The 22024-nt window shown below is 35.5% G+C and carries 19 protein-coding genes; 9 read left to right on the plus strand and 10 right to left on the minus strand.

Annotated elements, in window-relative coordinates; all coding sequences use genetic code 11:
- Positions 1 to 2 precede the first annotated feature (2 nt).
- The 5 genes from VCM44_RS11465 to VCM44_RS11485 are packed head-to-tail and all read right to left on the minus strand — an operon-like array spanning position 3 to position 4341.
- Entirely contained in the window at positions 3 to 1148 is a 1146-nt protein-coding gene (locus VCM44_RS11465) for a vitamin K epoxide reductase/DsbA family protein (RefSeq protein ID WP_334678840.1), read from the minus strand.
- A 3-nt stretch (positions 1149 to 1151) separates the two neighbouring features.
- A complete protein-coding gene (locus VCM44_RS11470; protein WP_334678841.1) occupies positions 1152 to 1736 on the minus strand; it encodes a polyphenol oxidase family protein in 585 nt (194 codons plus the stop codon).
- The gene (locus VCM44_RS11475; protein WP_334678842.1) at positions 1736 to 2704 is read right to left on the minus strand and encodes an RluA family pseudouridine synthase; all 969 of its coding nucleotides are present in this window, start codon (positions 2702 to 2704) and stop codon (positions 1736 to 1738) included. The genes VCM44_RS11470 and VCM44_RS11475 overlap by 1 nt, the downstream gene beginning before the upstream one ends.
- Before the next feature lie 3 nt (positions 2705 to 2707).
- Entirely contained in the window at positions 2708 to 3355 is a 648-nt protein-coding gene (locus VCM44_RS11480) for a helix-turn-helix domain-containing protein (protein WP_115361729.1), read from the minus strand.
- Between the two features lie 2 nt (positions 3356 to 3357).
- Positions 3358 to 4341, minus strand: a complete 984-nt coding sequence (locus VCM44_RS11485) for a P-loop NTPase (RefSeq protein ID WP_158536863.1) — start codon at positions 4339 to 4341, stop codon at positions 3358 to 3360.
- 103 nt (positions 4342 to 4444) lie between these two features.
- On the opposite strand from VCM44_RS11485, the gene VCM44_RS11490 reads away from it, so the two are divergent.
- The gene (locus VCM44_RS11490; protein ID WP_115361725.1) at positions 4445 to 5086 is read left to right on the plus strand and encodes a diacylglycerol/polyprenol kinase family protein; all 642 of its coding nucleotides are present in this window, start codon (positions 4445 to 4447) and stop codon (positions 5084 to 5086) included.
- A 10-nt stretch (positions 5087 to 5096) separates the two neighbouring features.
- On the opposite strand, the gene VCM44_RS11495 is transcribed toward VCM44_RS11490, so the two are convergent.
- On the minus strand, positions 5097 to 5783 hold the full coding sequence (locus VCM44_RS11495; RefSeq protein WP_120404201.1) for an LON peptidase substrate-binding domain-containing protein: 687 nt from the start codon (positions 5781 to 5783) through the stop codon (positions 5097 to 5099).
- A gap of 97 nt (positions 5784 to 5880) precedes the next feature.
- Here VCM44_RS11495 and VCM44_RS11500 point away from each other — a divergent pair, with 97 nt between their 5' ends.
- The gene (locus tag VCM44_RS11500; RefSeq protein WP_115361721.1) at positions 5881 to 6783 is read left to right on the plus strand and encodes a type I phosphomannose isomerase catalytic subunit; all 903 of its coding nucleotides are present in this window, start codon (positions 5881 to 5883) and stop codon (positions 6781 to 6783) included.
- Positions 6784 to 6787: 4 nt separating this feature from the next.
- Here VCM44_RS11500 and VCM44_RS11505 read toward each other — a convergent pair whose 3' ends face one another.
- Entirely contained in the window at positions 6788 to 7129 is a 342-nt protein-coding gene (locus VCM44_RS11505) for a hypothetical protein (RefSeq protein ID WP_120404202.1), read from the minus strand.
- A 117-nt stretch (positions 7130 to 7246) separates the two neighbouring features.
- Positions 7247 to 7504: a DUF5522 domain-containing protein gene (locus VCM44_RS11510; RefSeq protein WP_334678844.1), complete on the minus strand. Its 258-nt coding sequence runs from the start codon at positions 7502 to 7504 to the stop codon at positions 7247 to 7249.
- Between the two features lie 228 nt (positions 7505 to 7732).
- Here VCM44_RS11510 and VCM44_RS11515 point away from each other — a divergent pair, with 228 nt between their 5' ends.
- Together VCM44_RS11515 and VCM44_RS11520 are read left to right on the plus strand one after the other, a co-directional pair.
- Positions 7733 to 9394 carry a long-chain-fatty-acid--CoA ligase gene (locus tag VCM44_RS11515; protein ID WP_334678845.1) on the plus strand — a complete coding sequence of 554 codons (1662 nt, stop codon included), beginning with the start codon at positions 7733 to 7735 and terminating at the stop codon, positions 9392 to 9394.
- Positions 9395 to 9443: 49 nt separating this feature from the next.
- On the plus strand, positions 9444 to 10853 hold the full coding sequence (locus VCM44_RS11520) for a sensor histidine kinase (RefSeq protein ID WP_334678846.1): 1410 nt from the start codon (positions 9444 to 9446) through the stop codon (positions 10851 to 10853).
- Here VCM44_RS11520 and VCM44_RS11525 read toward each other — a convergent pair.
- Complete coding sequence (locus VCM44_RS11525) at positions 10848 to 11366, minus strand: hypothetical protein (protein ID WP_334678847.1); 519 nt, start codon at positions 11364 to 11366, stop codon at positions 10848 to 10850. The genes VCM44_RS11520 and VCM44_RS11525 overlap by 6 nt on opposite strands.
- A 39-nt stretch (positions 11367 to 11405) precedes the next feature.
- Here VCM44_RS11525 and VCM44_RS11530 point away from each other — a divergent pair, with 39 nt between their 5' ends.
- Entirely contained in the window at positions 11406 to 12527 is a 1122-nt protein-coding gene (locus VCM44_RS11530) for a BamA/TamA family outer membrane protein (protein WP_334678848.1), read from the plus strand.
- Between the two features lie 102 nt (positions 12528 to 12629).
- Positions 12630 to 17234 (plus strand): hypothetical protein, encoded by a 4605-nt coding sequence (locus VCM44_RS11535; protein WP_334678849.1) that lies wholly within the window; start codon positions 12630 to 12632, stop codon positions 17232 to 17234.
- A 3-nt stretch (positions 17235 to 17237) separates the two neighbouring features.
- Here the strand turns inward: VCM44_RS11535 and VCM44_RS11540 are convergent, their stop codons facing one another.
- On the minus strand, positions 17238 to 18194 hold the full coding sequence (locus VCM44_RS11540; protein WP_120404206.1) for a hypothetical protein: 957 nt from the start codon (positions 18192 to 18194) through the stop codon (positions 17238 to 17240).
- Between the two features lie 189 nt (positions 18195 to 18383).
- Here VCM44_RS11540 and VCM44_RS11545 point away from each other — a divergent pair, with 189 nt between their 5' ends.
- From VCM44_RS11545 to VCM44_RS11555, 3 genes are all read left to right on the plus strand, one after another.
- Positions 18384 to 19958 (plus strand): hypothetical protein, encoded by a 1575-nt coding sequence (locus VCM44_RS11545; RefSeq protein WP_115361704.1) that lies wholly within the window; start codon positions 18384 to 18386, stop codon positions 19956 to 19958.
- A 166-nt stretch (positions 19959 to 20124) separates the two neighbouring features.
- A complete protein-coding gene (locus VCM44_RS11550) occupies positions 20125 to 21306 on the plus strand; it encodes a trypsin-like serine peptidase (protein ID WP_334678850.1) in 1182 nt (393 codons plus the stop codon).
- Positions 21307 to 21414: 108 nt separating this feature from the next.
- The gene (locus tag VCM44_RS11555; RefSeq protein ID WP_334678851.1) at positions 21415 to 21942 is read left to right on the plus strand and encodes a hypothetical protein; all 528 of its coding nucleotides are present in this window, start codon (positions 21415 to 21417) and stop codon (positions 21940 to 21942) included.
- Positions 21943 to 22024 lie beyond the last annotated feature (82 nt).

Genomic DNA, 22024 nt, shown 5'->3' on the forward strand with positions numbered 1-22024 from the left:
ACTTAGTTTTTAGCTTTCTCTAAAAGGTGATCCATGATCGCAGTGTAGTCACTTAAAGGTCTAACACCTTCAATCTTTACACCATTAATTAACTGAGTTGGAGTTGATTGTACATTGAAAGTATTGGCCTGATTGATCATATCAACAACAAGTTGCTTAGTTTCAGGCTTTGCCATACATTCAGTAACACCAAGCTCTTTTGCTCTTTCATCAATCCATGTTTGAGAAAGGTTTTGTTGATTTTCAAAAATCTCATCATGAACTGACTTGAATTTCTCTTCTCCTGAACAACTTGCTAGGTAAGCGGCCTGACATGCTAATTGGTGAAGTGGTCCTTGCATTCCATCGTTACAGTTGTGGTCAAGTGGGTAGAAGAAGTATTGAATATTGATCTTACCGTGATACTTCTCTTCAATCTTAGGCAGTACTAAGTTTAGAGCGTTACATGCTGGACACTGAAAGTCTGAAAATACAGATAATTGAATAGGTGCATCTTCAAATTTCTCAGTTGCTGAAGCTAGGCGATATGGAGAAGGGTTAGTTGGATTTCCCATACTCTTTAGCGCTTTAAACATTGTTACAATTTGAGCACTTCTTGCTGAAGACTTCTTTGTTTTTGAGCTAGTAAAGCTATATGCAATAGCACCACTAATAACCATACATAGAATAGCTATTCCAAAGAATTTCACATCAAAGTCACGAGAAGCATCGTTCTTATACATCATATAGAGAGCTGCCCATGAGGCGATATAGTAAAGTGTACAGAATGGACATAAAGTTCCAAGCATTACAAGAGAGTAGATGAAGAGAACGAGACAACCAATTCCATTAAGTAGAAGAAGAATGAAGAGTCCACCTTCTGCTTGCTTCTTATTAACCATGTAAAAGAACATAATCATGGCACCGATAATGATACCGAAAATTGAAATTGGAACTCCTGCAATATTTGAAAGAGGAGAAAGAGTCGCAGCATCACAAGTTAAGAATGAATTGATATTACAAGCTGATGCGGCCCCAAACCCTGTTGGGAATTTTACTTGGTAGAAGTGGTTTGTCAGATAGATTGATAAGACAAACATAACAAGACCCGTTACAAAGAATAGGATCTTTTTATTAAAGCTTAATTTGTTTAAAAAACTGTCATTCATATTTTAATTCCTTTTTAAAATATTGTAATTTCTCTTAGTTGTTTGATTTCTTCTAAAACTATTATAGTTGAGATTTGCAAATGTGCATATATTGGCACAAATGACTTGAGCACTCATAAAGTTTTTTCTAATTTGATCCTCGACTTCTTGCTGCATATCAAAGCACAGGCTGCCTTCTATCATCTTAAAGGCATTTGAATTAGGAAAGTTTTGTTTAAATTCTTCACTAACTTCGTAATTCTTAGCACTTATATGAGGGCCAATGAGAAAAGTATGTGGCCTAAGTGCCTTGATTTCATCACTGATAACGATACCTTGGGCCAGCCCACGCCATCCGGCATGAAGATTTGCTACTCCCAGCTCACCAATAACGACAATAGGAAGGCAGTCGGCAGTTTTAATGGCCAAAGGAGTAACTAAGGTGAGTGAACTAATGAGGCCATCTGCTTCGATTTCTTCATTTGTTGGTGATTTTGCGATGATGGAAGAGTGAATCTGCTTTACTTCATCAAATTCAAATTCAGGTCTATCGTTATAGGTTTCAAAGAGATATTCACCGATTTGTTTTTGATAAAGTCGATTGGTCATTATGATTCAGACTCCAAAAAATCCAGCACTTCTTGGAAGACTGGAGGTGGTGGCTCTTCAAAGTAGAGCTTCTCTTTTGTGATTGGATGTACAAAGCCTAAGATTTTTGCGTGGAGGAATGGATGCTCGTAATCCTTAATAATTGCTCTAAGACGAGTATCAACTTTCTTTAAGTCGTTCTTTGGTACCCCATAAAGAGGGTCCATTAGAATATGACCGTTTAAAAGCTGACTTAAGTGAACGCGGATTTGATGTGTGCGTCCAGTTTCAAGCTTTAATTCCACATGACTTAGATTTTGGTAATATTTTAGTACTTTAAAATTTGTTACGGCCTTTTTTCCATTGCGAACATCAACGGCCATCTTAAGGCGATTATTAGGATGGCGACCAATAGTTGATTCAAGTTTTCCTTCAGGCGGAAGTTTCGTACTTATACTGATTGCCTCATAGTAGCGATCGATATCATGGGCCTGAAATAAATTAACCAGTCCTTCATGACACTTTTGTGTCTTTGCCACAACCATTACACCGCTTGTTCCCTTATCGAGACGATGAACGATTCCTGGGCGTTTTTCATCGCCGACACCTTGAATATCTTTGCAATGGTGGAGGATCGCATTAACAAGAGTTCCTGTATAATTTCCTGGGGCAGGGTGGGTAACCATTCCAACAGGTTTTACAACGATTGCCAGATGCTCATCTTCAAAGAGAATCTTTAATGGAATATCTTCTGCTTTTGCAGTTGATTCTCGAGGAGGTGGAACGTCTACGTAAACTTGCGTTCCAACAGGAGGCATCTTCTTTAACTCAATCTTTGTTTCAGATGTAATAGCGCCTTTCTTATATAGTTCTTTAAGAAAGCTTCTTGATTGCTCTAATTTTGATGCGAGAACTTGATCGAGACGACTAAACTCATCATGGTCTTCTTGTGTAACAGTTATAACAAAAGAATTGGCCTGATCACTCATAGATTACTTTGCTTCTTTGAGGGCCTTAATTCTTTGCAGATAAGAGTTGGCAACAAGGTCTGGGTTTAATTTTAAAACCTTAGCGTATTGATAAACAAAGCCTCTGACATAAACTATCGCTGGCATTTTCTCAACATCTTCATTTTCAATATATTGAAGGTAAGTTTTAGAAATCTTAGTCATATCTGCAAGACGAGCAATATCAACTTTCTTGTATTCTCTAACTCTTTTTAAGAATTCGCCGGTATATTCAGAACATTGCTCAATTTCTTTTTCAAATTCTGTATCTTGCTCGTATTCAAGACCGTAGCGCTTCTTTGCCACAAGCTTATTCATCTGACTCATGACCTGACTTTCAGTCTCTTTTTCTTCTTTTGGCTTTGATGTGGCCATGAAGTTTGTTTCATCTTCCACAACAATTCCTCGAGCTTGATTATATTTCTTTCTCTTTGTTGGATTACTTAGAATATTATAAGCCTCTTCGATAAGCTCAAGAACCTTATGGGCCTCTTCTTCAGATAGAAGTGAATAGAGTGCAATACTATCTCCACTATAAGCAGTTTTAGCGGTTGTGTAGGCTTTGAAAATCTCATCTGCTGAAGCATTTGGTGCTACTTCTAATACTTCATAGTAATTCTTTTCAGTTGTCATTTTTATACCATCTTCTTTGTCAGGTTAAGAATACGATTGATTACATGCTCAAAATTCTTAACAAGTGATGAGTTCGGGAACTCAAGTATAAGTGGCTTTTTCTTCTTAACACTTTGCCATACAGTCGCATCGTATTCAAGGAAGCCAACGTAATCTAAATTAATACCAAAATATTTTTTTGAGATAATTCTCATGGCAAACCCAATATCAATGTCTGCTTGGGTTCTAGCTTGGTTAATTATGAGCTTTGGAGTGATACTTTCTATCTCTCTTTTTAGCTTTAGGCCTTGTTGCTCATTGATTTGCATGGCTTTTTCTATAATCTCTGATGGCTTGCGATTTTCGCCAACTTTTCCGTTCATTACCTTATCAATCAATGGACCAAGCTCTAAGAAGTCATCAACTGATTGAAGTTTTCTATGGTAAATAGATTTTATAAAACGATAAGTATTCTCAATTGAAGTTGGCTCTGGCAGAGTCACAAGAATTCCTTCATCGGCCCCTAAGAAGAAGTCGAGAGTATTATTTGTCGTTCCAGCTCCAAGATCCAGTAGAATATAGTCTGCATCAAGTTCACGCAGGTCGTTAAGAACCTTTGACTTATGAGCGGCCTTTAGATTTGCCATACCAAGATTATCTTGTGCTCCACTGATTAGGCTTAAGTTTTCTAATGGAGTCGGTGTGATTAAATCAGATAATTTTGTATTTGGTTTTGTGAAATAGTCACTAAGAGTTTTGGATGGAACACTGACACCAAGGCAAGTGTGGAGGTTTGCTCCTCCGAGATCCATATCAATGGCAATGACTTTCATCCCCATTAGTGCAAGGCAAATTGAAAGGTTTGACGTCACAAGACTTTTACCTACGCCACCTTTACCACCACCAATGGCCCAAATCTTCTTTCCGTTATTTGATGCACCTAAATACTTACCAGCATCTGCTAGGTGAGAATTAGAATTATTATGTGTATTATTTAAGTTGTTCAAAATACATCCTTGTATCGCTACTTAAGTTTTCTTCATTATAGCCAAAATTAAAAAGCCTCGAAAAGGTCTTTATTTTATTTTTCTAAAATTATATATTTAATGAATGGAAAGTATTTATCGGTTCCCAAGTAAGTTTGAACCACATATATTAAGAAAATTAGTCCACATCATTTCAGGACTAGGAATAGTCCTTATTTATCTTCTGACAAATATTGATTCTCTTTTATTTTCTTATATTGTTTTGGGAGCAAGTGCTCTTTTCACTTTGATCGAAATATTGCGTCTGAAATTTGACGGTCTTAATCAGGTATTTGTGAATGCATGTCGCAGTGTTTTAAGAGATTCTGAAGTTAACGGCTTTACTGGAACACCACTATTTCTGTTGGGAATAGGTCTTTCGTTTCTTGCTTTTGATGAACAGATTGCTTTATTGGCAACGATTATTCTTTCTCTAGCTGATCCTGCCTCTTCATTTGTAGGAATACGTTATGGAAAGAGAAAGGTTTTAGAAGATCGTACATTTGAGGGATCGTATGCGTGTTTTATTATGACGTTCTTAGTTGTGGCAACATATGGCATGCTCTATTTTCCTCTCAGTCTAAAAATTGTCATCTTTGCTTTCTTTACGGGAGTAGCTACCGCTATTATTGAATTACTTTCAACTAAGATCGATGATAATTTTACTCTCTCATTCTTTACAGCAAGTGCGATGGCCTTATTAAATATTCTTTTAGTTCTAGTTTAAGAAAGATAATTTAATTTGCCTGTTTGAGTTGAAGTTTTTCACTAATAAATTCTTTATATGCTTGGGCCACGATAGGGTCTTCTTGAAAGCTATGTTCATCAGTAATTAATGAATTTAGGATTTTGATCTGATCATTAATGCTTTTTTGTTCAAGTAACATCTGCCTGAGAATTCGACTTTTTATTATAAACGTTGAAACGTAGTTAATGATTTGGTGTGGGGTTTTAAGAGTCTCAATAAAGTGGTCGCGGTCTCGATCATCAGTGATATTAACATCAAGCCAGCTAAAGAGAATATTTTCAAGGCGATAAAAGTCGTCAATATTTCCCATAATAGAATGCTCATCCTCTAATACTGTTACATTGTAGACAGGGTAGGGACTAGATTGGGTGGGATAATTAACTTGGCATTTTCCCGTACATCGCATTAATACTTTTAAGGTATTACCATCGACTCTCTCAATCATAAGAGGTTTTCCGTAACCTAGAATTTCACAAGGATAAGAGAAGTATGTTTCAAAATCCTTCTCCATTGCAAGGGAGATTCCAATCGGATTTCCAGCACAAGTTGCCTCTTCAAATATATCCTGAAAGATTTCATCTACAACATATAGAGGAAGGGATGTCCCCGGAAAAAACACAATATTGGGAAGAGTTATAATTGGAATTTCCATACGGTTTGAGTGCTTTTTTGCCATGATTTATCATATCGACAAAAAGTCTGACGCGTATATTTAAACCTTATTAATAAAGGTAAAGCTAGCATAGTTAAGGTAGTGTTGGTAGGATATCTATATGATTTTAAAGCAGCTTCCACATTTAGTGACCACTGTTTGGGGTGGTGAAAAATTAAAAAAGTTTAAGCTTCAAGAAGGCGAGTCCTTTGATGGCCCATTAGGTGAGACTTGGGAAGTCTCGACTCTTGAAAATGGACTTTCTCATTGTGAATCAGGTCGTAGTTTAAAAGATGATCTGGAAGGCAAAGAATTAACTTATCTTATTAAATTTATCGACACTGCTCAGAATTTATCTATTCAAGTACATCCTGATAATGAATATGCTCACATCCATGAAGATGCGCTAGGAAAAGATGAGTGTTGGTATATCTTAGAGGCACAAGATGATGCTGGGATTTATCTCGGCTTAAAAGACGGTGTCACTAAAGAAAGATTACAAACGGCCATTGAAAATAATGAAGACGTTAATGAACTTTTAAATTTTCATAATGTTAGAAAAGGTGACTTCTTTAATATCCCTGCTGGATCAATCCATGCTATTGGAAGTGGTGTAACCCTTGTTGAGGTTCAACAAAACTCTGGAGTCACTTATCGAGTGTGGGATTGGAATCGAGTAGGACTTGATGGAAATCCAAGAGAGCTTCATGTGAAAAAGGCCATGGATGTTATTAATTTTGAACTTGAAAAGAATATCCCAGAGCACTTCCAATATAAAAACCTAGAGGAAAGTGGACTACTTACAAGTAATAAATATTTTAATGCCCGTTTAAAAATCTTAAAGGCCAATGATGAAAGTGTTCTTTCGTTAAATGGAATTAGTTCTGTTGTGGTTTTAGATGGAGAGTGTGAGATTGATGGAACCTCATTGTCGAAATATCAGACTGCCGTATTAAAAGATATTGAGTCTGCCATCTTGAAGGCAACGACAGACTCACAAGTATTAGTTGTTAAGCAGGTTTAATCTTTTATAAAGCCTCACAATTTAGTGGATAAGTTACTTCGTGACCTTTATCAGTTCTAATTGAAATATAAGTATTCATTTCGTTTGAATCAGTGATGTCATCAAAGTGAATTTGAAACTTCTGACCACCCATCGAGTAGTGATTCGTAACAGAGTTTCCAACCTTGCTAGTGCGACCAGTAATTGATTGGGCCGGCATACGACCTTCAGTCTTAATAAGGTTGTTCTTAATTTGAAATTCAATATTCTTGCGTTTTGAAGAACACTTAAAGTTAATCTCTGGCTTTGCTGCCATTGTAGACTGAGCTAGAATTAGTGTAAGTGCGAGAATGCTTAGTAATTTCATTTTTCCTCCAAGTTTTAAACACTATTTATAATGCACAGAGGATGCCAAGATGAATGTCTATAATTTCAGATGTTTAGCTAGGTGAGTTTGTGATTTTTTCAGACATCTGTCTAAAGTTTATTCAGCTTCTTCAATTTTTTCGATGCTATTTAGATAGTATTCGGCCATCTCTTCATCTGAGACTTCTATGATCTCTGTCTGGCGACGAAGCTCGTGAGGGACGTCACTTTTAGCGCTATCATGCTTGTCATTAAAGCCATAAGGGCAGTGAAGGCAGCCACTTTCACAGCAGTAGCCACGACGTAAGTGAAACTCTTCAGTAAAGACAGTGTTTCCGTCTTTATTTATATAGAAATCTTTCTTTCCGTCATTCATAGGCTTGGTTTAAAGATAAGGCCCCTAATTCAGGGGGCCTAATGTGTGTGTGGTGTTTTGCAAAACGGTCATTCTTATATCGAATAAAATTTATTACTTCAAGAACTTTTGTGAATATGTATGAGATGATGCAACGCGCGCACAGAATGCTTATTGTAAGTAGCTAAAAATTAAAATACAATAAAATGTACTTTAAAATTATTAATTATTAACAAATGGAGTTTTGCTGTGACAAAGCCTTGGTTAAAACACTATCAAGATGGTGTAGCTGAAGAAATTAATCCTGAATCGTACGCTTCAATTCCTTCTTTATTAGAAGAGAGTTTTGAGAAGTTTGCTTCGAAGCCATCATTTCATTGTATGGGTAAAACTCTTACGTATGGTGAAATTGATCACTTATCAAAGAAGTTTGCTTCATACCTACAAAATGATCTTGGTCTTCAAAAGGGTGATCGCGTTGCCATCATGATGCCAAATATTCTTCAATATCCAGTTGCTCTATTTGGTATTCTTCGTGCAGGTATGGTTTGTGTAAATGTAAACCCACTTTATACAGCAAGAGAACTTGAGCATCAGTTAACTGATTCACAATCAAAAGTGATTATTATATTTGAAAACTCAGCATCTGTACTTGCAGAAGTTGTTAAGAATACTCCAATTGAGCACGTACTTGTAACTCAAATTGGTGATATGCTTAAATTTCCAAAATCACTTCTAGTTAATTTTGTTATTAAGCATGTTAAGAAAATGGTTCCATCTTGGGATCTTCCAGGTGCTAAGTCATTTCTTGAGGCCCTTGATAAAGGTGACGAGTCTAAGTACAAAAGACCTGAGATCATTAATTCTGATCTAGCTTTCCTACAATATACAGGTGGAACGACTGGTGTTTCAAAAGGTGCAGAACTAACTCACAGAAATATTGTGGCAAACCTTTGCCAAGCAGGTGAGTGGATTTCTCCAGTAGTTGAAGAAGGAAAAGAGATTATTATTACACCTCTTCCGCTTTATCATATCTTCTCATTAACAGCTAACTGCTTCACTTTCTCAAAGATTGGAGCATTAAATATTTTAATTACTAACCCAAGAGATATTCCTGGTTTTGTAAAAGAATTAAAGAAGTGGAACTTCACTGCACTTACTGGAGTAAATACTCTTTTTAACGGACTTTTAAATAATGAAGACTTTAAAACAGTCGACTTCTCTCACCTAAAGTTAACTCTTGGTGGTGGTATGGCCGTTCAACGTGCAGTTGCTGAAAGATGGAAGGAAGTTACTAAGACTCCTCTAATCGAAGCTTATGGACTAACTGAAACTTCTCCAGCAGCATGTATTAATCCGATGGACCTTAAAGATTACAATGGGATGATTGGTCTTCCTGTTTCATCAACTGATGCATGTATTAAAGATGACGATGGAAATACTTTAAATGCAGGTGAAGTTGGTGAGATCTGTATTAAAGGTCCACAAGTTATGAAAGGTTACTGGGGACGTCCAGAAGAGACAGCTAAAGTTATGACTACTGATGGATACTTTAAGACAGGTGACATTGGTGTTATGAATGAAGAAGGTTTCTTCAAAATTGTTGATCGTAAAAAAGATATGATTCTTGTTTCAGGATTCAATGTTTATCCAAATGAAGTAGAAGAAATTATCGTTACTCATCCTAAAGTATTTGAATGTGCAGCTGTTGGTGTACCAAATGAAAAGTCGGGTGAGGTTGTTAAACTCTTTGTTGTTAAAAACGATCAGTCTCTTACTGAGGAAGAGTTAATGGCATTCTGTAAAGAGAACTTAACGGGTTACAAGAGACCAAAGTTCATTGAGTTTAGAGATGAACTTCCAAAATCAAATGTTGGAAAAATTTTAAGAAAAGACCTAAGAGGTCAATAGTAAAGAAAGGGAGCTTCCAGCTCCCTTTTTTATTCAATAAGAGAATTAAATGACATTAGAGCTCTATACTTCATTGTTGAGATATCTTACAACGGCCGCAGGCTCGTTTTTCATTTATCAATTACTTCTTGCAGTTATCAATTATCAAAAACTCAAAGAAAGACGAGTCTTATGGCATGCGTTCATGTGCTTATCGACATCAATCTATTGTATCCTTTTGGCCATAAATACTCATGTCTCTAATGTCGCGACATCAAATCTGATAATAGGGATGACGTGGGGAGTGGCATTCCTTGCATATTTCTTCTACCTAAATTCTCTGGAAGCTTATTTTGGTGAAAAAATTAGACTTCTTTCTTTTATGAAAGTTTATTGTGTCCTCTATACTTTAATGCAGACTCTTTGTAGTTTTATCTACTTCTTCTTCGACTATAATTTTCTTTTTAATATTTCTAATAATATCGGAAGTAGTCTCTTTTACAGTGCAATGAATCTTTCAATTACTCCTAATTATATTGGGCAATCAAGTGGAATCATAGGTGCCATAGGTGTTGTTTTTACAAGTGCTGTTATTTGGCATTATATAAATAGACATGACAAGAGAGAGCTATTTTTAAAAGTAGGGATCATCGTCTCTCTATTAGTTTCATTCAATGATAGTGCAATTGGCATAAATGCGACAGGGGCAATTCTACCTTTATTCTTTTTAGGTAATGTATTTGAGTCAGTACGTTTTAATATTTACTATAGTAAGCTTTCTATTGAAAAAGTTCTTTGTCTTGAAAAAGAGGTTATAAACTTATCTAAGGCTGCCCAATTCGGCTTTGCTGCGGCCAGTATTGCTCATGATATAAAAAACCATATCTTTGTTGTGAGCTTAGCTGCAAATAAAATTCTAAAAAATACTAAAGAAGAAGATTTAAACTTTGTTCCGATAAATACTATAAATAAGCATAATTCAAGAATCTTAGAAATCACTGATCTCTATATGAATGTCTTTAAAGATAATTTCTCAAGTGAGCTTAAAAGAGTTCCTATACGAAAGATTGTAGAAGAATCTGTTGAATTAATTCAAGAAAAAGTTAAAGAAAGTAATATCGATTTAATTTTGGAGATCGATGACTTTGAGATTAGTTGTAATCAGGCAGAGATTACAATGTGTATCGTGAACTTAATCAAAAATTCAATGGAAGCGATTACTTCTGATGAAGAAGTTAATAGGCCATGGATCAAGCTCAAGACTTCATCAAAAGCTCAATCAATTGAAGTTATCGATAGTGGAAGCGGTGTAAAGAAGGAACATCTTGATTCTATATTTGAATTAGGATTTTCAACAAAGCCGACAACTGGTGGTAATGGAATTGGTTTGGCCATAACAAAAGAGCTTCTTACGAGGTCAGGTTTTAATTTAGTACTAGATTCAAATGCTACAAATACTACATTTCGAATTAGTCTATAATTTCAGCTGCTTTAGTTGAGAAATAGTATCCTGATTGTAAGTGTTAATTCTTAAAGTGGAATAAGCGGCCTCTTTTACGACGGCATCAACATATTGTGGCTTTGTTGCTCCTGTTAGAGCATCTGTCATATCTGTTGGATGCTTAACAGTCTTGAAAATTGGTGGATTGATTCCAAGTAATAGGTGGAGGCGATTAATATCATCTTCTGTCATTGGCCTATGGAGTTTCTTTGTTAAACCAGCTTTAGATTTTAATTTTAAAAACTCATACTTAGTATTGTAAAATAGTGTGAAAATAACAGGAAGGCATGCGCTATTACATCCTGTTGTTGTATTTACTTCTCTTATGAAACCAAGTTTTTTACCCTCTTTATTAAAAGCGACCTGAATAGTCGTATTAATAGGGTTCTCACTGATTTTATCTTCAACTTTAATTTTCTTAACTTTAGAAATCTTAGGAAAGATGCTTTTGTAAAAACTGATATCATTTCCATAGATAGAAGTGCTCGTCATAAGAAATAAAGATATTATTTTCAACATAGGTCTACTCACATGAAATTACAGTATTGTATTTTCTTTTTACTTATTCTCAATTCTATGACTTTTGCTCAAGAATCGCAACGTGCACAAAAGGTCATTGAAAAAGTGAGCAATGATTCACAAAAAGGAAATTTTGTACTTGTTCCTGGCCCTTCATATATGCCTAGCACCAAGCTAGGACTCAGCTTAATCGGAATGTATCTCTTTGATGCCAATAGTGGAAAATATAAAAATCAAGATGTGAACGTACCTCCCTCTATACTTGGTGCATTCGCAAAAGTAACATCAAATGATTCGGCCATGGGTGCGGTTGGTACACAATTATTTCTAGGCCCTGATTTATGGAGAATATCGGGGGGATACTTTGAGGGTGATATTCTAAGCGAGATGTTCCAAGTTCAATTAGATCGATTTATTGATACTTCAAATGAAATTCGGGCCGTTCTTGTAAACGTAAATAGAAGGGTTTGGAAGAAATTATTTATAGGCTTTGGAGCAGTTTGGAATGAGGTCATTTTTACATCTGAAGGAAGTGCTCCTCTAGGTACTTCAAATACTGGCTTCAAGTTTAACTTATTCTATGACACTAGAGATAATACTTTCTCTCCTACAGATGGTTTCTTCTTAAATACAAGAACTAGTTTTTATCGCAAGGATCTAGGAGGAGATGATAACATAACAACGATCGACGCTTCTTTTTCTCAATACTTCTCTCTCACAGACAATGGGCATTTATTCTCATGGATATATGACTCAAGCTTCAATCTTGGTGATACGAATCCTAATTACAATTATAATTTTGGTTCCCGTGGCCCAAGAGGATACACAGGTAAGGTGTTTGAAGGTGCAAATATGTTACGTTTTGAAGGAGAGTATAAATATTATTTTAAAAGTATTTTATCCTCTCGCTTTGGATTAGCAGGATTTGCTGGAGTTGGCTTTGTTTTTGGGGGCCGCTCTCGTGTTGGAAATGATATTTCTTCAGACCTATTTGATTCTGATCCTCTTGCTCATATTGGAGGGGGGATTCGCTATAAGGTTCTACCAAAACAAAATCTAAATATGCGAATTGACATGGCCTATGGGCGTGAAGATGTCTTTACGATGTACTTTGCACTCAATGAAGCAATATAGCTACACAGTGTTCAGAGTTTGAACACTTCTTCAGTCGTATCTACTTGAAATCATGTCGACTCACTAAAGAGATTTTGGCACTCATATTGCTCTTATATACCCATGGTATTTAAAAAACTTGTGACATTCCTTATTATTTCTCTTTGTTCATTTCAGATGGCATTTGCTCAAACTATTGAAAATACGAGACAAATTGCTAGCTATATCGATTTAAAAGATCTTAAAGCGCAGCTTGCCCAGGTAAAGAAAGAACTGAGAGGGAATATCTCGTCTGAACTTTCTGAAGAAGAGCTATCGGCCTATGAGCAAGCCTTTAGAATGCAAAATGATAATGAGTCACAAGGTGAGACTGGTGAAGAGAATGACTTCATTACGTTTCTTGGTTCTTTAAAGAAGAATTCTTGTGGAGTAAGGGATTATATCCAAGAAGAAAGACCTGAAGAGAAAAAAGAAGATGAGGGAAGAGGTAAGAGCCTTTTTACTGATATCTCAAAAGTAATTTCTGAAATCGAAGTTGGTGATTCTCCAAATCGTAGCCAAAAACGTTATATTCAAGGATATGCAAGAAAAGCAATTCAATATTTTGAAAGAGCAAAGTCTTTTAAAGCAAAGGTAGAAGACTTTATTAATGAAACGAATGAAGCTTATGCTGATAAAGAAGAATTACTTCTTGCTTACAACGATTCATTTGTAAAAGGTCTACATGATGTAAAGGTTTCATTAACTCCTTTTATCAATATGAGTAGTATTGATATCAATACTATCCTACCAAAGTTGACGACAGACTTCATTGAAGAAGAGACAGAACTATATAGTTTTCTTGTTAATGGAGAAATGAAAGATAAGATCTTTTTTAAAGTAAATTTTGAAGGAAGTGATGTAACTTTAGAACTTGATACTTTTCAAAACTTTAAAAGAGATATCGTAATTATTAATGAATCTCCAAGTGGTAAGAACTATCTTAGAGCACTTCGTATTTTAACAATTCAAATGATGGCAACACAAATTAGAAATTATGACATCATGATTGAGTCAAAAGAGAATCATGTTGTTATTCCAAAGAGTTGTCGTAATAAGGTTAACGGTGATTGGCCTCATCTACTAGAGCTAAAAGTAGATGAATCTGTAGCTAAGACATACCTTGATAATCTAATTAAGAATTCTGGACTTGCATATGATGAGATGAATCTTGAACTAATGAGTGTTAAAGAAGCTCAGCAGCTAAATCCAATGGCCGAAACAATGGTTTCATCTACATCTATTGAGAACTTTTTAAGAGCAGCTAAAGGTAAGGAAGCTAAGGACTTCTATCGTAGAAGCTTAAAAGCTGGTTTTGATGAAGCTCTAGCATATGAGAAATTTATGAAAATGAAGATGCCTGAAGTATCTTCTGTATATATGAAAAAGGTTTATTCTCATAAGGGAAGAGCACGTACTTCAAAAGATGTTACAACTAAAGATATCGCTTTATTTAAGGATATTACGGGATCTGTTCCAGAAAATAAGACCATTGAGGTTGATATTTTTGAAGGAGATCAAAAGTATGTTGAGCAGATTTATCCATCAGCAATTAATGCATCTCCATATATCGCTTCGAAAATGGCCCAGGCCAGAACTGAGAAAATTGAAGACATCATAAGTGAGAATGTAAAGTCTCAGCTAAAGTCTAATACAATCATTGTAGACTTCCCATCACTTTACGCAAATGAGGGATATAGAAACTGGGGATTAAATACTCTTCATGATAAAGCAGTAGAGCTCTTAGATGATAAAAACTTCGAAATAGGATCACGCCATAATATGATGATGGTTGGTTACTGCTACAGAAAACCAGGAAATCTATGTAAAGGTGTTTCAAGACAGACTAATATCTTAAAAAGAGTTGCTGAATATATTGAAACTCTTAAGATTGATGGTAAGTATATTCCAGTTTCACGTCTAGATCAGTCAAAGACAAAAGAAAGCTATCAGGTTTTAGCCAAGATCTTTAACTATCTAAGATCGACTGCCAGAGTATTTCCTGAACTTATAACTAATGAATACGATTATCTTATTGCTCAAATGCAGGCCCTTAATCCACTTGCAAAAGTACGTTTAGGTTACTTAATTGCAAGAGAGGAACTTGAGAGTATTAAGAATGGTCGAGTTAAGACAATGAGAAAAACATCACGTGGGATGCGTGTTGATTATGATTATAGATGTTTTAACAATAACATGAAGAAGTATATCGAAAACCTAGATGAGGCAGCTAAAGTACTTATGGCCGATAAGGTGATAACACCAAACTTCTTAACGAGAAATCTAGACAAAGATGAGTATAAGAAATTATGGAATGATATCTTTGATGAATATAATAAAGATACAACTCAGATTATGACTGCTGAATTACACTCAGGTAAGAAAGCATATGAAGCAATTGAAGGACTATCAAACAAAGTTACAATAGAGCGTTCTCAAATTGAAGATGCTGCACATAAGGCAGTTGAGGGTCGCTTACTATATCAAACACAAGAAGATATCGATAATCGTCTTTTAGAAGAAGATGTTGAAAAAGTCGCATTCTTTAAAGAAATTCTTGCAGCAAAGTCTCACGAGGAAAGAAAAGCTATATTTGAATCTCGTCCACATACTATCGATATCTTTGATGACTACGAATTAGTACATAGTTTTTTAAAACTAAATATGGATCTAAAGACTCCAGTTTATAAAGATATTTTGAAAAGATCGGCACTTGAGCGTCAACAAGAGACATATCGTAAGCTTAATCGTTTCTGTCAAATCGAAGAAGATGATGTTGATAGTTTAAAAGAAAATTTTTATGCGACAGTTAAAGTTCAAGATCAGCTTAATCAGCTTCTTGGAATCCCAGCAGTACCTAAAGAACTAATGGATCGTATGGGAGACTGGAATAGTGATGAAAAATGGGCAATGTTTAATGGTGTTTTTGGATTCCTTCTTGGAATGGGGGCCGTTCTAGCAGCTGGATCATGTACTGTTTTAACTGGTGGACTATGTGGAATTGCTATTGCAGGAGTTGGTACTGTTGGTTTTGGAATGCAGGCAAATGCAATTAGACTAGAAACAAAAGCAAAGCGTAGAGCAGATCGTAGTGAGGACTATGTTGGTGAGATGGCCGACCTAGGATTCACTGATTCAAATGCTGCTGAAAATGTAGCAAAAGGATGGATGGCCGTTGCATTTGAAGTAATTGGTACAATTTCAATGATCTCAATTCTAACAAGAAGTATATCTGTAGGATCGAAGATTTTTAAAGAGTCTTTAAAATCAATCGTTAGAAACCGTTCAAAGTTAGGGATTAAAGAATCACTAAAGCAATCAGGTAAAGACGCTTCAGTTATCGTAAATGAATCAGAAGTTGAGTTTGCTAAGCTTGTTTTAGGCCTTAAGAAATATCGTGATGTATTTAAGAATATGCTTTCTGCAAAGACAATGGATGATGTTGCATACAACTTAAAGAATTTAGATCTAGATGAAGAATTTGTTGAAGCAACACTTAAGAAGATGAATAAAATTGAAGAAAGCTATAAAGCAGGAAGATTATCAAAGTCTACTTATAATAAAGGTATTCGCAATATCGTAAATAGTGTTGAAGAGGCCATTACAAAATCTAATGGTGGAATCTATCGTTACACAAGTGATGTTGTTGTCGATCTAGGCTATGCTGATGTGGATAGAGCTCTTGGACAAACTGTTGCAAAACTATTTAACGGAAGTCCTCTTGAATTGAGACATTACATGAGTAGCTATGTAAAAAGGCTGAATAAGTCGATGTTTAGAAATTCTTCAAAAGCAGCTAGAGCAAGACTTCGCTTAAGAAAAGCAGCTGAAGGTAAGTATCTAAAAGGGACTAACTGGATTGTGCATGCATGGAATGAAAATACAGCTAACCTTGCAAAAAGCCGTCGAGAGTTTTTAAGAATTTATGATGAGTTACAAAGATTACCAGAAGGTGAGCTAGTAGAATATATCTCTAAGAATGCAGACACTCTTACTGATATCTTTATTAAAATACCTCTTAGAAAGAGAGACTTTCCATATCTCTTAGTTCAAGGGGCACCTCATACTGGTGGGTTCTTTGGAAGAAGAGTTCCAGTAATCTCTGCAATCGGTGAAGGTGTTTTAATGAGAAAGATCTTTACAGCTAGAGCTAGGCTTACTTCTGAAGTGGCAAGAAGAACTGCAAGAGAAACACTTGGTCTTAAAAGAGTTCTAATGGCCGAGACAGTAGGTGATTTATATCGTGGACTTGAAGTTTCAGTACTAGAGGCTCTTCCTAAGATGAGTAAGAAGGAAGTAGCTGAAGTGGAAAAGATGATTGCTAAAGTTAAAGAAAAGGCAATCTCTGGAATCTATAATAACCTCGAAAGTGATCGCGCTATTATTCAATTTATGAATAAGCATGGTGTTAGCTTTGACGGACTTAGTCCTGAGCAAATCTTTTCTGAACTTAATAGAATTCTATATTCTCCAAGTGGAGAAGTTGAGAATGCATTATCTCGCTACCTATGGGCAAGTGCTGATGTTGAAGGATTATTCAAGTCACCAGAGTTCACAGGATTAGCTTATAAAGTTATGAGAGATACGATTGAAGAGAGTAATATTGGAAGTTTACAACGCTACCTTAATGCCCTCAAAATCCTACAAATTAAAGATAATGGAGCTTTAGGTAGCGTCGAGTTATTTTAGAAATTACTTTTTAAAACATTTTGCATCATCGCGTAAATATTCAAGTAACGCTAGCTTCTTTTGACGAGCTGCTGGCGTTCTTGCTTCATCAGCTTCTTTTTGAAGAACATCATAGAAAGCATCCATAGTACCTTTTTTAGACTCTTTCATCTCTTCTGCTGTCGCTTTTAGAATACGAGCTAATTCTGTCATTTCGTTATCATTAAAACCACTTGATAGAAATGAATAGAACTTATGTCCGTTAAAATTACTAAAAAGATCTACCTTTCCATTACTAACTGATACTTCTTTGATTGCTGAGATCAGCTCCTTTTGTGCAGACGAACCATACTTTTGGGCCGTTAAGAAATATAATAGGGCCTCTTCATCTGTAGGGTTAAGCATTGGCACACGGGCAGACCATCCTTCATTTTTTACTTGAGAATATAACTGTCTTTGAACCTTTGCAGGTGAGTTATATCGAGACATAACTTTAAAGATTCTCGCCGAACTTTCATCTTTCATTTCAGAAAGAACAAAGTCGAAGCCATTATCAGATAGATTCTTATTCACACATGGTGCACATGATAGAATAGCGCTTTTTTTGTATCCATATCTTTGAGAGAGATAGACAAAGCTATTAATAGCTTCTTTTAGTTCTTTTGCTTCTGGGTTTTCTTTGGCAAAGACTTCACTAACTTTTTGTAGTCTGGCTTTATCTTGAGAGCCTTTAACCATCATCTTTAAAGTATTAAAGCTAAAGTCCTCTTTTTTCCCTGTATGAGATAGGTCTTTCATTGCAAGATCGAGATTTTTAGTTACGACACTTCTAACTTCAGAGTCTAAAACACCGCTTTTTAAAAGTAGTTGATTTAGTCCTTCGCCAGTCGCTTCAATTAGACTAAAAACAGAAGCGTAAGCCGAAGTGCTCGTGAGCATTAGGGCCATAATAAGCGTGTAAATTCTTGTTGATACTTTCATCAATTCCCCCATCAAGATATATCTAAGATCTTTATCGGTTATTTTTACTCAGATATTTAGCTTGACGCACGTGCTAAGACGAAAAAAATGATAAAAAACACTTTAGTTTCGGTGCCTTACAAGGCTTCACAAGGCTTGAATTAAGAAAATGACTTGGGTACAATGCTAGCTCACTCGGGGGAGAGTATTATGGTAAACTTATTTAGGGTATTAGTTTTATCTACTTTTTTATTGCCAAATCTTGTTCATGCAGAGCTTGATGGTGCAACTGAATCGGAAATTGAAACTTGTCGCCAATTAAAGGTCTTTCTTGATGGAAATGTTGGTGAAGTAGAGTGTCAATCTGAATACCAGATCTACTCTAAATTTGTTGGTAAATACAGCCGCTCAAAAGTTAAATCTAAATATAATCAAGTAAGAATTGCAGCCTTTAACCTTTTCAAGCCAGGTGCTACTCAAACTGAATACAAAGACCACCAACTTGTTGCTCAAATTATTGACCACTGGGATGTTGTTGCAGCAGTTGAATTAACTTCTAATAATGGCCTAAGTAAGAGGCATAATGAAGGTATCGTTGAGTACTATACTTCTCGTCTTGCTCAGATGACTGAGCAAGGAGCTGATCTTTCTGCAAGTGTAACGAGAAATGAACTTGCTCTTATTCGTGAACAATTTGATTTTCCTGGATATATTGAAGTTTTAAAAGAGCTACAAAAGCTTGATGCGTCTTGGTCTCTTGTACTTTCTGGAAAGCAGGAAGGAAGCGAGAACTCGACTGTTAAAGAATTAACAGGGTTCTACTATCGTAGTAGTGTTGTTGATTTAAAGGCTACACAATATTGTCGTGATAAGTATGGAAGAAACGGAAAGTACGGCTGTCTACCAGTCTTAGATGAAAAGACTTTTGGCCGTGATGTCGATGGACTTTTCTCAAGAAGGCCATTTCTTGCAACGTTTGAATCAGGTGAATTTGACTTCACTCTTTTATCAACTCACGTTATTCACAACACGCCTTCAGATGAAGATCTTCAAAAGAAAATTCTACGAAATGTTTATGGTGTAGAAGATTATAAAGATATTGGTCCAGGGGTAACTCAGTTAAAATTTGCACGCTTTGCTGAAGTTAGACTTATGGCCGAACTAGTTGAGTATTTAAAGAAGAGTTACTATGAGCAAGATTATATTATTCTTGGTGACTTTAATCTTGAGAGTACAAATGATTACTGGGAAACTTTCTTTAATGACTTTAGAGGGTTGGAGCTAAAAATTGAAGGTGCAACTTCAATGGCCTTAGGTAAGTCATTATCTGATGGAACAATCACTCATGGAACAAAAAGTAATTATGATCACTTTCTTTTTGATCCTAATGAAACAAGAAATTGCAAAGGTAGCAATACTGCAAAGATCTTTAACTTTATTGAAGGTGACTTCTCAAAGTTAATTAATCGACGCTACCTTGTACGCTCAAATGCAAAATACCAATCTCAAACAAGAGATGTCGAAATGTACCGCCTTAAAGCAGGTGGCCGCGAGAAGGTTGAAAATCTTGTGGATAATTACACTCGCTCAATTCAAAATAAGCTAACGGTAAAAAATAATAAGCTAGTTCCAAGATTTGACATGGAAGAAAGTCAAAAAGAGTTTTACGATCGAGTTATTGATTCACAGCTCTTTGATAAGACTTATTATAATTACTTAAAAGAAGTTATTAGTGACCATTTACCAATCTATATGAATTGCTCAAATCAATACGATAATGATTAATATGAGAAGGCTTCCATAGGAAGCCTTTCTTCTAAGTTGCTGAAAACACAAGCTTTTCAAGCTGTACATGAAATAAACATCCTCTATAAAACTTCCAATTAAAAGGATAGAAACACTCTTTTTTATTAAAATAAATATATTGATTTATTAGAATAGAGAGGAGCGAATGTTTACTGGAAAGCAGTTAATTTATACGTCATTGATCTTATTTAATTTCATCTCATGCCAAAATAGCGAGGTCGCTTCTAGTAAAGAAGTGAATGTAGAAAGCTCTAATCAAATTATTGGTAGTGATGATCGCGCTCAAACAACTGGTCGCTTAAATAAAGAAATTGTTAAAAAAGTTGGGCAAATTAGGACTGAAATTGTTAATCCAAGTACAGGTGTTGCGACAGTAAATACGTGTTCAGGGACTCTAATTAATGATAGCTATATTATAACTGCCGCTCATTGTGCCTTTAAAGCAGAGACAGAAGATCTTTTACAAAACTCATTTTTCTACCCTGGTCTAACAAATAAAAATAAACCAAAGTACGGTCGATTTCCAATTGAGAGAGTTTATTATCCAAAAGATTACTCAAATATTTCACATTATCCAGATGAAGATATTGCTATTATGAAGCTAGGTCTAGATTCTCAGGGAAGAAGTGCCGGAAAAAGAGTTGGTACTGCCGGTTATTGGGGTAGGTCTAGTTTACCAGATGGAAAAACTCTAACGATAGGTTATCCAGGTGATAAGCCTGATGGTCAACAATACTTCCAAGAAAATTGTGAAATTGATCAAGCAAGTGACAAACGTCTTGATATTTATTGTGATGTAATAAGTGGCCAAAGTGGTTCACCAATTCTTGTCTACTCTGAAAAGTATGGCAACTCATATGTACATGGTGTGATAACTGGAGAAGATAGATATAAGAGCGTAAATTACGGATCATTTCTAACAGATGAAAGAGGGGAAATTGCACAGGCCATTTTCTCCGGATCATTTAGTGAAGATAATGACTTTATCGAAAAATGGGTTTCAAAAGAAATGAAACATGAAAGTATCATTAATGTTTTGATTAAAAATAATTGTTCATCAAAAGAGACTTTAATTGCATTTGATTATAAAAATCACAAAACCGACAGCTGGGAAGCGAAAGGTTTCTATACGCTTAAAGCAGGTGAAACCATAAGATTTTTTCAAACGAAGAATGGAGTGCTCTATTTACATGCACGGGATAGAAATAGAAATGTGATTATTGATGGCGAACATACGAGAAATGTTCCAGGCTCTGGCCGATTTGACATGAAGAGATATCGAATAAAGAAATGGGGTGACTTTAATATTGAAGTTCCTTGTTATTAGATTAGGCATTTTAGAGAGTTGATGCTTTCTTAAGGCGTTCTTAATAAACATCTTTTATTAACGCTTTAAACGTTCTACAATTTAGTAAACTAAATTATGGAGCGTTTTTTGAAGAGTGTTATTTCTTTAAGTCTACTGGTACTAATTTTATTTTCATGCGGTGAAAATGACTATGTTGTAGGAACAAAGTTAAATCCACTAGAGAATCTTTCTGTTGAAGAAGCTTTTCATATGGAGTCTGTTGGCAAATGCTCTGCTAATACTCGTAAGCATAAGGCCATGTCCTTCACAGGTTTAATTACAGAGGATGTTGCTGGAGATCGTTTTGTTGCCCAAGTTCTTATTACATTATATCGCCAAACTAAAACCTATGACTTAAGTTATAGCGAATATCCTTTTCCTTCAAATATTGATCAAAGTATATATTCAACTTCTTTTACTCAGACCTATGATGTTGTGGATAATGAGCTTATCTTAAATAACTTTGGAACAATTAGAGCAACAGTTGAAAATGATAAAATTTCTCCGCATATTAAGATTACTAACGTTGTCAGAAATGTGATTGAGACGAGCACAAAAATAGGTCGTGCGGTTTATTATTCAGATGATGATGTTGTGAACGAGTGCACTCCGTAACTTTATTTATATTTTATTTGCTGATTTTCTTTTTTTATATACTTTGACTTTCCCATTGCTCCTGAGGCAACTAAGCCTGCAT

Source organism: Halobacteriovorax sp. DPLXC-1 (assembly GCF_036903125.1).
GTDB classification, from domain to species: domain Bacteria; phylum Bdellovibrionota; class Bacteriovoracia; order Bacteriovoracales; family Bacteriovoracaceae; genus Halobacteriovorax_A; species Halobacteriovorax_A vibrionivorans.

Excerpts from the sequence above, each read along its gene's own strand:
- VCM44_RS11465 (WP_334678840.1), bottom strand. The coding sequence starts at position 1,148 with ATGAATGACAGTTTTTTAAACAAATTAAGCTTTAATAAAAAGATCCTA.
- VCM44_RS11470 (WP_334678841.1), bottom strand. The coding sequence starts at position 1,736 with ATGACCAATCGACTTTATCAAAAACAAATCGGTGAATATCTCTTTGAA.
- VCM44_RS11475 (WP_334678842.1), bottom strand. The coding sequence starts at position 2,704 with ATGAGTGATCAGGCCAATTCTTTTGTTATAACTGTTACACAAGAAGAC.
- VCM44_RS11480 (WP_115361729.1), bottom strand. The coding sequence starts at position 3,355 with ATGACAACTGAAAAGAATTACTATGAAGTATTAGAAGTAGCACCAAAT.
- VCM44_RS11490 (WP_115361725.1), top strand. The coding sequence starts at position 4,445 with ATGGAAAGTATTTATCGGTTCCCAAGTAAGTTTGAACCACATATATTA.
- VCM44_RS11495 (WP_120404201.1), bottom strand. The coding sequence starts at position 5,783 with ATGGCAAAAAAGCACTCAAACCGTATGGAAATTCCAATTATAACTCTT.
- VCM44_RS11500 (WP_115361721.1), top strand. The coding sequence starts at position 5,881 with ATGATTTTAAAGCAGCTTCCACATTTAGTGACCACTGTTTGGGGTGGT.
- VCM44_RS11505 (WP_120404202.1), bottom strand. The coding sequence starts at position 7,129 with ATGAAATTACTAAGCATTCTCGCACTTACACTAATTCTAGCTCAGTCT.
- VCM44_RS11510 (WP_334678844.1), bottom strand. The coding sequence starts at position 7,504 with ATGAATGACGGAAAGAAAGATTTCTATATAAATAAAGACGGAAACACT.
- VCM44_RS11520 (WP_334678846.1), top strand. The coding sequence starts at position 9,444 with ATGACATTAGAGCTCTATACTTCATTGTTGAGATATCTTACAACGGCC.
- VCM44_RS11525 (WP_334678847.1), bottom strand. The coding sequence starts at position 11,366 with ATGACGAGCACTTCTATCTATGGAAATGATATCAGTTTTTACAAAAGC.
- VCM44_RS11530 (WP_334678848.1), top strand. The coding sequence starts at position 11,406 with ATGAAATTACAGTATTGTATTTTCTTTTTACTTATTCTCAATTCTATG.
- VCM44_RS11535 (WP_334678849.1), top strand. The coding sequence starts at position 12,630 with ATGGTATTTAAAAAACTTGTGACATTCCTTATTATTTCTCTTTGTTCA.
- VCM44_RS11540 (WP_120404206.1), bottom strand. The coding sequence starts at position 18,194 with ATGAAAGTATCAACAAGAATTTACACGCTTATTATGGCCCTAATGCTC.
- VCM44_RS11545 (WP_115361704.1), top strand. The coding sequence starts at position 18,384 with ATGGTAAACTTATTTAGGGTATTAGTTTTATCTACTTTTTTATTGCCA.
- VCM44_RS11550 (WP_334678850.1), top strand. The coding sequence starts at position 20,125 with ATGTTTACTGGAAAGCAGTTAATTTATACGTCATTGATCTTATTTAAT.